8 protein-coding genes are annotated in these 11818 nt (G+C 64.6%); 3 read left to right on the top strand and 5 right to left on the bottom strand.

The annotated features are described in order from the left end of the window. Positions 1-2 precede the first annotated feature (2 nt). Together HT051_RS12300 and HT051_RS12295 are read left to right on the top strand one after the other, a co-directional pair. Positions 3-1304 carry an FAD-binding oxidoreductase gene (locus HT051_RS12300; RefSeq protein WP_174542305.1) on the top strand — a complete coding sequence of 434 codons (1302 nt, stop codon included), beginning with the start codon at positions 3-5 and terminating at the stop codon, positions 1302-1304. 33 nt (positions 1305-1337) lie between these two features. Then, positions 1338-2771 (top strand): aldehyde dehydrogenase family protein, encoded by a 1434-nt coding sequence (locus HT051_RS12295; protein ID WP_174542304.1) that lies wholly within the window; start codon positions 1338-1340, stop codon positions 2769-2771. Here HT051_RS12295 and HT051_RS12290 read toward each other — a convergent pair. The 5 genes from HT051_RS12290 to HT051_RS12270 form a co-directional block, all read right to left on the bottom strand. Further along, on the bottom strand, positions 2768-3451 hold the full coding sequence (locus HT051_RS12290; protein ID WP_174542303.1) for a type 1 glutamine amidotransferase: 684 nt from the start codon (positions 3449-3451) through the stop codon (positions 2768-2770). The genes HT051_RS12295 and HT051_RS12290 overlap by 4 nt on opposite strands. Positions 3452-3501: 50 nt before the next feature. Beyond that, on the bottom strand, positions 3502-4809 hold the full coding sequence (locus HT051_RS12285; RefSeq protein WP_208454316.1) for an FAD-binding oxidoreductase: 1308 nt from the start codon (positions 4807-4809) through the stop codon (positions 3502-3504). Continuing rightward, a complete protein-coding gene (locus HT051_RS12280; protein ID WP_174542302.1) occupies positions 4809-6155 on the bottom strand; it encodes a glutamine synthetase family protein in 1347 nt (448 codons plus the stop codon). Before HT051_RS12280 ends, HT051_RS12285 begins: the two co-directional genes overlap by 1 nt. Before the next feature lie 123 nt (positions 6156-6278). Continuing rightward, a complete protein-coding gene (locus tag HT051_RS12275) occupies positions 6279-7955 on the bottom strand; it encodes a PEP/pyruvate-binding domain-containing protein (protein WP_174542301.1) in 1677 nt (558 codons plus the stop codon). Continuing rightward, complete coding sequence (locus HT051_RS12270; protein ID WP_174542300.1) at positions 7952-9871, bottom strand: DUF47 family protein; 1920 nt, start codon at positions 9869-9871, stop codon at positions 7952-7954. The genes HT051_RS12275 and HT051_RS12270 overlap by 4 nt, the downstream gene beginning before the upstream one ends. A gap of 269 nt (positions 9872-10140) precedes the next feature. On the opposite strand from HT051_RS12270, the gene HT051_RS12265 reads away from it, so the two are divergent. Beyond that, positions 10141-11814 carry a tryptophan halogenase family protein gene (locus HT051_RS12265; RefSeq protein WP_174542299.1) on the top strand — a complete coding sequence of 558 codons (1674 nt, stop codon included), beginning with the start codon at positions 10141-10143 and terminating at the stop codon, positions 11812-11814. Positions 11815-11818 lie beyond the last annotated feature (4 nt).

Below are 11818 nucleotides of genomic sequence, written 5' to 3'. Positions count from 1 at the left end.
TCATGGATATTTTGACCATCAACGATCGCCCCGGGGAGTATCCGAACTCCTATTACGCGGCGACTGCCACGCCCCCCGGGCCTTACCCGCAAGCGGAAGGCGAGATCTCGGCCGATGTCTGTGTCGTCGGTGCCGGCTTCTCCGGCCTCTCCGCCGCCCTGCATCTGGCCGAGCAGGGGCTCGATGTGGTGCTGCTGGAAGCAAGCCGCGTCGGCTTCGGCGCCTCGGGCCGCAATGGCGGACAGCTCAGCGGCGGCCAGCGCGTCGAGCAGCCGGAGCTGGAAAAGAATTTCGGCCTGGAGCGGGCCAAGATCCTCTGGGATATCGGCCAGGACTCCGTCGCTCTGGTCAAGGCGCTAATCGCCAGGGGCAAGATCGATTGCGGCCTCACCCCTGGCATCATCCATGCCGACCATCGCGCCCGCTTCACCGCCGAAACGGCCGAATATGTCGAGCATATGCGAAAGGTCTACGGCGCCGAGGAGATCAGCTTTCTCGACAAGGAGGCCATTCGCCACGAGGTCGGCTCACCCGATTATTATTCCGGCTCGCTGAATATGGGCGCCGCCCATCTCCACCCGCTCCGCTATGCCTTCGGCCTTGCCAAGATGGCCGTAGCTGCAGGCGTGAGGATCTTCGAGATGAGCCGCATGACCGGCTTCGACAAGGGCGCCATGGTCAAGGTGCGGACCGAAAAGGCGGTGGTCGGCGCCAAGCATCTGGTGCTCGGCCTCAACGGCTATCACAACAATATCGAGCCTGAGCTTTCCTCCCGCGTGATGCCGATCAACAACTATATCGTCGTCACCGAGCCCTTGAGCGAGGACTTCGCCAAATCCCTCATCCGCAACAATTACGCCGTCGCCGATAGCCGCTTCGTGGTGAACTATTTCCGGCTGACGGAGGATCGGCGCATGCTGTTCGGCGGCGGCGAGACCTATAATTACCGCTTCCCCGACGACATCGCTGCCACGGTGCGCAAGCCGATGCTGGAGATTTATCCGCAGCTGCGCGACACCCGAATCGACTATGCATGGGGCGGGACGCTGGCCATCACGCGCTCGCGTCTTCCGCATTTCTACCGCGCGGACCGCAACATTCTCTCCATGTCCGGCTTTTCCGGCCATGGCGTCGGCATGGCAACCATCGCCGGAAAGATCGCCGCCGACGCTATTGCCAACCAGGCCGGGCGCTTCGACATAATGAGCGAGATTCCGAACGCTACTTTCCCCGGCGGGCCTGCCATGCGCCTGCCGCTCCTGGCCGTCGCCATGACGTGGTACGCCATGCGCGACCGGCTGTAGAACGTGTTCCTCCAAACCAAGACGGCAATTCATATGACCAGTTTGCACACCGACAAATTCTATATCGACGGCGCCTGGGTCGACCCCAAGCACAAGGAGAGCGCCGACGTCATCAACCCGGCCAATGAGGAGGTCATCGCGACCATCGCCATGGGCAGCCCGGATGATGTCGATGTCGCCGTGGCCGCCGCGAAGCGCGCCTTTGCCAGCTTCTCCGAAACCACCAAGGACGAGCGCCTGGCACTGCTGAAGAAGATCCGCGACATCTATCAGCGGCGCTACGACGAGATGTCGGCGCTGATCCGCGACGAGCTCGGTGCGCCCATCGACCTTTGCGACGATGCGCAGACCGCCGTCGGCATGGCCCATGTCAACGCCACCATCGCCGCGCTGGAGAATTTCGACTTCGAGCACATCAATTCCGAAGGCGATCTCATCCGCCGCGAGCCCATCGGCGTTTGCGGCCTGATCACCCCGTGGAACTGGCCGATCAACCAGATCGCCCTGAAGGTGTTTCCGGCCATCGCCGTCGGCTGCACCGTGGTGCTGAAGCCTTCCGAGATCACCCCGCTCAACGCGCTGCTGTTTGCCGAGATCCTCGACGAGGCCGGCGTGCCGGCCGGCGTGTTCAACATGATCAACGGCGATGGCATCAATGTCGGCTCGGCGCTGTCCAAGCATCCCGATATCCAGATGATGTCCTTCACCGGCTCCACCCGGGCCGGCCGTCTGATCACCAAGGATGCCTCCGAGACCATCAAGCGCGTCACTCTGGAGCTGGGCGGCAAGTCGCCGAACGTCATTCTCGCCGATGCCGACCTGAAGGACGCCGTTCAACGCGGCCTCGCCCATTGCTTCCATAATACCGGCCAGAGCTGCAACGCGCCGACCCGCATGCTGGTCCATAAGAGCCAGTATGAGGATGCCATGGCGCTTGCCGCCGATCTTGCCGGCGAGACCCAGGTCGGGCAGCCGGCGGAGCGGGGGCCGCATATTGGCCCGCTGGTCTCGGCGATGCAGTTCGACAAGGTGCAGGGCCTGATCGAGACCGGCATGGGCGAGGGCACCAAGCTGCTCGCCGGCGGTCCGGGGCGTCCGGCCGGGTTCAATCGCGGCTATTTCGTCCGCCCCACCGTGTTCGGCAATGTCACCAACGACATGACCATCGCCCAGGAAGAGGTGTTCGGTCCGGTGCTGGTGATGATTTCCTATGATGACGACGATGATGCCGTCGCCATCGCCAACGACACGCCCTATGGCCTTGCCGCCTATATCCAGTCCGGCGATCTGGATCACGCCAAGGCGGTCATGCGGCGCCTGCGCGCCGGCATGGTGCATATCAACGGCAGCGATATCGGCGCAGGCTCGCCCTTCGGCGGCTACAAGATGTCGGGCAATGGCCGCGAGGGCGGCGTCTTCGGTCTTGAGGATTTCTGCGAGATCAAAGCCGTCTCGATGCCGGCTTAAGCAGAGCGCTTCCGCGCCAGGAAATTTGCGATTGTTTCGGCCGCCGCTGCCCGGTCCAGCGGCGAGTCGAAGCTCGCATCGGCGCGCTCGGCGATCTCGCGCGGCAGCGTCTTGCCGCGCGCCTCAAGCAGCACGCGCGAGAATTCCGGCGTGAACTCCGGATGCGGCTGCATGGTCAGCGCCTTGTCGCCGTAGCGCAGCACCGCATAGCGGCAGAAATCGGAGGACGCCTCGACGACCGCATCCGCCGGTGGTTCGATCACCTGATCCTGATGCCAGGCGATCAGGCGGATGTCCTCGCCATCCTGCGTTCGGTACGCGGTTGCCCCGACCGACCAGCCGCCGTCGAATTTCACCACCTTGCCGCCAAGCGCCTGGGCCACGATCTGATGGCCGAAGCAGATACCGACCAGCGGCACCGCCGCCGCATAGCTTTGCCGGATGAAATTCTCCAGCGGTGGGATCCAGCTATGGTCCTCATAGACGCCGTGCTTCGATCCGGTGATCAGCCAGGCATCGGCCTCTTGCGGCCGCGCCGGAAACACCCCGTCCAGCGCCGCATAGCTCTCGAACGTGAAATCGTTTCCGTCCAGCAGCGCGTGGAACAGCGTGTCGTAGTCCCCGTGCTCGTCTCGGAGTTCTTCGGGCGGGCGCCCGGTCTGCAGGATACCGATCTTCATGATGCAACGTTCGGAGAAAGAGTGAAGCGAGATACAGGGATTGCCGGTGCCTAGACGCCGAGCCGGTCCCGCAACGCATACCACCACGAACCGATGGTGGAGTAGGGGACGCGGAACATACGGCCGCCGGGGAAGGGCACCCAAGGAAGCCCGGCGAATACATCGAAACGCGAGCTGTCGCCGTCAATAGCTTCGCCGAGAATTCTTCCGAACAGATGCGATCCCACCACGCCGTGGCCGCTATAGCCTTGCGCGAAATAGGTGTTGTCGCCGATGCGCCCGAGCTGCGGCACGCGCGTGAAGGACAGGGCGAAATTGCCGCTCCAGGCGAAGTCGATCTGCACGTCCTTCAGGGCCGGGAACACCTTGACCAGATTGCCCATCAGCTTGGCCTTGATGTCGCTTGGGTCGGCGCCGCCATAGACCGTGCCGCCGCCGAATAGCAGCCGCTTATCGGCCGAGAGCCGGTAATAGTCGAGGATGTAGCGGACATCCTCCACGCAGGCGTCCGTCGGCAGCAGGCTCGCGGCGAGATTGTCGCCGAGCGGCTTGGTCGCCATCACCTGGGTGGAGACCGGCATCACCCGCCAGGCCAGCGTCGGCACCACCGAACCGAGATAGGCATTGCCGCATAGCACCAGCGTCTTGCAGCTCACCTTGCCCTGCGGCGTCTCCACCACCGGGGTCGGCCCGCTATCGTCCACCTTCACCGCCGGGCTGTGCTCGTAGATCACCCCGCCGAGGCTCTCCAGCGCCGCCGCCTCGCCGAGCGCCAGATTGAGCGGGTGCATATGCCCGCCGCTCCGGTCGATCGCGCCGCCGACATAGAGATCGGAGCCGACATGCTCGCGCATCTGATCGCGCGACAGCAGCTCCTGATTGCGCAGGCCATAGCCTTCCCAGACCGCGATCCGCTCCTCCAGCTCGCGCATATGGCGGCCGTTCAGCGCGGCGAAGATGTTGTTGTCCTTCAGATCGCAGGCGATATCGTATCGCTTCACCCGGTCGCGGATGATCTCGCCGCCTTCCTGCACCACGCCGGCGACGAACTTCGCCTTGTCCTCGCCATAGCGCTTGGCGATGGATTGCAGGCTGGCATTGAGCCCGTTGACGATCTGCCCGCCATTGCGGCCCGAGGCGCCCCAGCCGACCTTGGCGCCCTCCAGCATGACGACGCGGTAGCCCTTCTCGGCCAGGGTGATCGCGGCGGAAAGCCCGCTATAGCCGGCCCCGACCACGCAGACATCCGTCTCCACCGCGTCCGTGAGCGCCGGGCGCTCCGGCGCCGGATTGGCCGAATAGGCGTAATAGCTGTTCACGTAGTCGCCGCTGCCGGCGTAGCTCGCATTTTTCGCCACTACACGACTTCCAAATAGCTTTGATATTCGAATTCGGTGACCGTGCGCCGGAAGCGCTGCAGCTCCTGCGCCTTGCAGTCGGCAAACATGGCCTGCAGCGTCGGGGAGAAGATCTCCGGCACGTATTGGCCGCTGCGGAACGCCTCGATCGCCGTGCCCCAATCCTGCGGCAGCGCCGGCAGATCGGCGTCATAGGCATTGCCTTCGACTGGGGCGGGCGGTGCGATCTTCTTCTCCATGCCGAGCAGGGCGCCGCCCAAAATGCTGGCCAGCACCAGATAGGGGTTGGCGTCGGCGCCGGCGACGCGGTGCTCGAAGCGCCGCGCCATGCCCGGCCCGCCGGGAATGCGGATCGCCGCGGTGCGGTTTTCATAGCCCCAGCCCACCGAGGCGGGAGAATGCGTGCCCGGCTGGAAGCGCCGGTAGGAATTCTCGTGCGGCGCGAAGGCCAGCATGCATTCTTGCATCGTCGCCACCAGTCCGCCCACGGCATGAAGCAGCGTATCGGAGCCCTTCAGGCTGCCGTCGTCGAACACGTTGTTGCCGTCCGCATCCAGCATCGAGACGTGATAGTGCAGCCCGCTGCCGGAATCCTCGCCGTAAGGTTTCGCCATGAAGGTGGCGCCGAAGCCGTGCTTGCGGGCGATGCCGCGCACCATCTGCTTGAACAGAATGGCGTCGTCCGCCGCCCGCAAAGGATCGGGCATATGCTTCATGCTGACCTCGAACTGGCCGAAGCCGTTCTCGCAGATCGTGGCGTCGATCGCGATGTCCTGATCGCGGCAGCAATCGTAGACGTCGTTCAAGAACGCCTCGAACTGCTGCACTTCGGTGATCGAGATGGCGTTGTTGCTGTTCAGCCTGTCGCCCGAGATCGGGGAATGCGGCGGCATCGGCCGCTCGCCCGAGGGATCGAACAGATAGAACTCGAACTCCCCGGCGACCACCGGGGTGAGGCCCGCCGCCTTGTAGCGCTCGCAGATTGCCGCCAGCGCCTGGCGCGGATCGCCCGGGAAAGGCGTGCCGTCCTCATACCCCATCCACAAAAGCGCCATGGCGCTCGGCCGGCTGGTCCAGCTCGTGGCCACCAGCGGCCGTCCGGTGAAGGCGCAGGTCCCGTCCGCATCGCCCGTCTCGTAGACGAACTGGCTGCCAACGATATCGGTGCCCCAGATATCCAGGTTGAAGGTGGAGAAGGGCATGCGGGCGCCGCTTTTCAGCAGCTTTGCGCTCTGCTCGACCGGAAGCCACTTACCACGCAACGCGCCGTTGAGATCGCACACACAGGCGAAGACCGAGGTGATCTCCGGCCGCGCCGCCAGCCATTCTGAAGGGTCTGATGTCATTTCGGGATGCCAAATCCGGGTAAGACAATGAGCTCGAATAATTTGATCAAATATCCTAGCTCATGACCGGCGGCAAGCCATGTGATCAGTTTTTGGGCATAAATCCTGGTTTTGCGAGGCGCCTCAGCCTCCGCCGGCGCTGCTGCGCGGCTCGGAAATCGCGTCCATCTCGGCGGATGCGCTGTGATCGCGCCAGCTTTGCACCTCGGCGAGCAGCGTTTCGGGCTTGCAGCGCTGGATCGGCACCGCGCCGGCATAGATCGCGCCGGTCCCGGCATCCAGGGAGATCACGTCTCCTTCGTTGACGGTCGTCTTGCCGAAGCTGCAGCGCCGCAGCGAGGCATCGATTCGAAGCGCCTCGCAGCCGACCAGGCAGGGCTTGCCGAGCTGCCGTGCTACCACAGCGGCATGCGAGGTCCGCGCCCCGAGCGCGGTGATCAGCCCGTCCGCCTCCGAGACCGCCGCGATATCGCCGGTCTCGGCGTGCTGGCGCAGCAGGATTACCGGCTGACCGCGGCCCTTGATCTCATCGATACGGGCCGGGTCCAGCACCACGGCGCCAACCGCGACGCCGGCGCTGGCCGGGACGCCGCGCGCCAGCAAGACGCTGTCTTCGCCGGGCGCCAGCTCGGTGGTCTCGATGGCGTGCAGATCGATCTGCGCCAGGCGCTGCAGCGCGCTCTCCGGCGTGATGATCTCCTCGGCGACGAGATCGTGGGCGATACGCAGCGCCGCTAGGGGGGTGCGCTTTCCCGTCCGGCATTGCAGCATGTAGAGGCGGCCATCCTCCACCGTGAACTCGAAATCCTGCATGTCGCCGAAAGCCTGCTCTAGCACCTCTTTGCGCGCGACAAGATCGCGATAGGCTGCCGGTACGCGGCGCTGCAGCTCGGCCGTGCCCAGCGCATTGCGGCGGCCGGAGACCACATCCTCGCCTTGCGCATTGGGCAGATAATCGATGTAGAGCGCATTGCTGCCGTCGGCCGGATTGCGGGTGAAGCCGACGCCGGAGCCGGAGGTCGGCCCCGCATTGCCGAACACCATCGCCTGGATGGTCACCGCGGTGCCGGCCGTGTCGTCGAGATGGTTGAGCGCGCGATAGCGCTTGGCCTTGTCGCTGGACCAGGATTTCAGCACCGCCTCGACCGTCGCCGTCAGCTGCGCCATGGGATCGTCGGGAAAGCCGTCGCCGGTCACGGTCTCGAACTGTCCCTGCATCGCCGCTGCAAGCCCGTGCAGCGCCTCGCTATCGAGCTCGTTGACATGGGACACGTCCTCGCGCCGCAGCCAGGCCTCGAGCAGCGCATCGAACGGGCGCGCGCTGGCGCCATGCACCACCTCGGCGAATTGCTGCACCAGACGGCGGCGGCAATCATAGGCAAAGCGCGGATTGCCGGTGAGGCGGATGAGGCCTTGCACCGCATCCGGCGAAAGCCCGACATCGAGCACGGTCTCCATCATGCCCGGCATCGACACCGCAGCGCCGGAGCGCACCGAGACCAGCAGCGGCCGGCGCCGGTCGCCGAAGCGCCGGCCCATGACGGTGCCCATATGCGCCAGCTCTTCTTCCAGCACCGCTTCCAGCCCGTCCAGCGCCGAAGGGCCGTCCGCCACATAGGCGCGGCAAAGCTCGGTGCCGAGCACGAAGGCCGGCGGCACCAGCAGCCCGTGCTGCGCCATGATCATCAAATTGAAGGCCTTGGCGCCGATATCGCCTTTCTCCGGCATTCCGGCATCGCTGCTGTCGAAGGGGATCCGGTATGCGCGATGTTTGTCCGTCCCGTTGGCGTTGCTGGTCACGACAGAACCTCTTCCATCAGATAGCTGCGCAAGTGTTGCGCCGCATGGGCATAGGCATCGGTCGAGGCCTCCAGCGCCCGGGCGATGTGATCGACGAGATAGATCATCCGCGCATCGCTTCCGTCGGCGAGGAATACCCGGCGGATCTCGCGGATCAGATCGTCGCCGCGATGCTCCAGGGCGACGAGCTGATCGAAGGATTTCAAGAAGTCGTCGAGATCGTCGCGCACATCGCTACGGGTGATGGTGGCGGCGCATTCGATGCATTTGATCAGCTCCTGGGCGGCGGCCAGAACCGTCTCGGAGAGCAGGCGCAGCTGTTTCAGCGGCTCGCCGACCGGATGCACCAGCGTTGCCAGCTCCATCAGCGAGGCGGCTTCCTCGAGCTGATCGACGGCATCGTCCGAGCGCTCGAAGAATTGCATCAGCACCGCCGGTCGGTCGAAGCGCCGGATATCGTCCCGCGCCTCGTTCAGCAGGATATCGGCGCGGCCTTCCCAGATCGAAGCCCGCTGCGCGAAGCGCTTATATGCGGCGCCGCCGCTTTCCGGATCGTCCAACAGCTCGCTCAGGCTCACCGCCAGATCGTAGCCGCACGCCGCATGACGGCCGGCGATGGCGAAGATGGCGAGCTGGGTCTTCTCGAAATGCCGGCGCAGATCCGCCTTGATCTCGTCGGCGATCACCCGGCGGGAGCGCTGCTGGCGCAGCCCCGCCGAGGCCAGCTCGCAGGCATTGCGCAAAAACGCCGCCGCGCTCTCCTCCTCGATCAGCGTATCCAGCCGGTCGCCGTAATGCAGCCGCTCGCCGGCTGCGAATTCCACCGCCTCGGCCAGCGCCTTCTCGCCGCCGACCTCGAGCAGGCCGCGATGGCCGAAATCGTGGGCGGCGGCCCAATGCAGCACCTCCACCGCACGCTCATTGCTGACGAAGTTGCGCAAGCGCTTGCGTGCCTTGTTCCAGTCGATCAGGAACACGATGCGAGAGCCCAAGTGATCGAGATAGCGCGCAAGCTCGGCCTCGTCGCCGGCGCGATAGCTGCCGGTGGTGAGAAGATAGGAAGCGTTCTCCAGCCGGCCGCTCCGCCGCGTATCGACATCGGTCCAATCGACATCCCAATCCTCGAACAGGCTTTTGAAGAAGCCCAAGCGCTGCCGGTGGATGTCGGTATAGGTGAGGCTCGCAGTGCTTGCGTCGATGCGGACCACCAGCACATGGGCGTCGGTGGTGCCGATATCGTTCTGGATCAGGATGCGTCCCTCATGCTCCGTCGCCGTGGTGCCGAGCCCCGGATGATCGAATTTCAGCGGCGCGGTGCGGTTCAAGCCGTTCATGAACGCCTCGACCAGGCCGCGCGCCCGCGGCGAGAGGTTATGCACCCGCGCACCGGCAAGGGTCTCCACGGCGGTCTCCGCCTGCAGCGCGTTGATCGCCTTATGGGCGTCCATCACCACCAGATGCAGGCTGTCGCCGTGTTCGCGCTCGCCCGAGGTCATACGGTCGATCAATGCGCCCTCGACCGTGTCGTCCTCCAGAAGCGGCGGCTTCAGCTCGCGCGCCCGGTCGGCAAGCGCGGCGCGTTGCGGCTCCGGCAGACAGGCGAGCATGGTGTCGATGCCGGCCGAGATGGCGGCCAGGATCGTGCGAGTCTGGGGGATCGCATAACGGTCCTCGCCCACCCGCTTGGCCGTGGCGACGACCTCGTCCAGCGCGGTGTCCTCGATCCGGCTGGCCAGACGCTCGGTCTTCAGATCCTGCACCGGCAGGGAAGGGCGGTCGGCATTGGCCCGCGCCATCTGCAGCAGCGCGAAGTAATATTTGACCTGGTCATTGGCGGTCAGCGCTTCGCCGATCCGCTCCGGCAGGAGAAGACCGTCCTCGCCGAGCTCCTCCACGATTTCCAGCTTCAGCGCCACCTGGGACTCGCACCTCTAAAACACGGGACCGGCGCCGATCTGCAAGAACCGGCGCATCGTCCCGTGGAACAAGCCGCACCGGGACGGCGCCAGTGTTCTTCATCAATATGACAATTCGTCAAAAACCGGTGATGTCAGAGGGAAATATCGGTCTTCCTGCAAGGGGGCGCCGAAGATTTTCCGATCTCTAAGAGCGTATCCCGGCATTCGCATCTTGGCACCCGTCCCCCGTGCAACTAGTCTTGGCGCTCGCAACTTCCGGGGGCCGAATGGGCGAAGCTTTACGCAGTATCACCATCGTTGGCGGCGGCACGGCGGGCTGGCTTGCTGCCGCGTTTCTCAATCAATTCTGCCAATCCAAGGATGCCAAGCATCGGCTCAAGATCACCCTGATCGAGTCGCCGACCATCCCCATCGTCGGGGTGGGTGAGGCGAGTCTGCCGGGCATGGTCTTCCTGCTCAATCAGCTCGGCATCTCCGAGGCTGAGTTCTTCGAGAAGACCGACGCGACCTTCAAGGTCGCCGCCCAATTCATCAATTGGAACCATGACGAGAAGGGCCAGCCCATCGAGTTCCTGAATATCCTGAACTCGCCCGGCCATATCGATGGCCATCCGCTGGCCGATTATTTCGTCACCTTCGATCCGGCCCGCAATGCGCCCGATGCTGGCCTTGCCTATGCCCGCGCCTTCTCGCCGGTCACCGAGATCGTCCGCAACAATCTCGCCCCGCGCGGCCCCGGCGAGCCGGAATTCTCCGGCGAGGTCGGCTACACCTATCACTTCGACGCCACCAAGCTGGCCGCCTTCTTGCGCGAGCTGGCCACGGGGCGCGGCGTGAAGCACATCCTCGACGATGTCGATGAGGTCAATCTCGACGAGCGCGGATTCGTCAAATCGCTCAGCTTGCGCGAGAAGGGCGACTTCCCCGTCGATCTCGTCGTCGATTGCACCGGCTTCCGCGGCTCGATTGTGCAGAAGGCGCTCGGCGAGCCGTTCCAATCCTATAGCGATCATCTGTTGAACGATCGCGCCGCGGTGATGCAGATCCCCCATAAGGATCCCAACGTCATCGCGCCGACCACCCTGGCGACCGGTTTCTCCGCCGGCTGGAACTTCAACATTCCGCTCACCACCCGCGTCGGCACCGGCTATGTGTTCTCCAGCCGCTTTCTCTCAGACGACGAAGCGATTGACGAGCTGCTCGCCTTCTACGGCGATCAGGCCAAGGACGCCGAGCCGCGCATCATCCCGATCCGCACCGGCCGGGTGCGCAATGCCTGGGTGAAGAACTGCGTCGCGCTGGGGCTGTCCGGCGGTTTCATCGAGCCGCTTGAGGCGACCGCCATCTTCATGACCGATCTCGGCGTGCGCTGGCTGCAGCATTATCTGCCGACCCAGGATTTCGAGCCCGAGCTCGCCGCCGCCTATAACCGGCAAGTGAGCCGGGTCTATGAGGAGGTGCGCGATTTCATCCAGGCCCATTATCACCTCAACAACCGGCAAGACACGGAGTATTGGCGCGTCGCCCGCGAGGAGATGAAGCTCTCCGACCGGCTCAAGGAGAACCTGAAGCTTTGGGAGAACGTGACGCCCGAATCCATCGATCTCGACACGTCCTTCCTGTTCTCAAGTCCGGTCTACACGCTGCTTCTGGTCGCCAAGGGCTTCTATCAGAAGCACCGCCTGGCCCGCGCCTCGATGCTCAACCGCGCTGCTTATGAGCGCCACCGCGCCGCGATGCATAAGGCCCGCCCCGAACAGCTCGCCGGCCTCATCAGCCATGCCGAGTTCTTGAAGACCGGGGGCAAGAAGCCGGTGAACCCCTTTGCCGGGTTCGGTGCGCAAGGCGAGGCCCCGGCATTCGGTGCCGCCAGCACGCGCATCAAGCTGCAGACAAGGCCCAAGCGGCCGCCGCAGCAAAAGCGCCGGAAGCGCCGCTAGAGAC

The organism is Methyloligella sp. GL2 (genome assembly GCF_013341275.1).
GTDB lineage: Bacteria > Pseudomonadota > Alphaproteobacteria > Rhizobiales > Methyloligellaceae > Methyloligella.
This window is presented reverse-complemented; position numbering and strand designations above follow the sequence as displayed.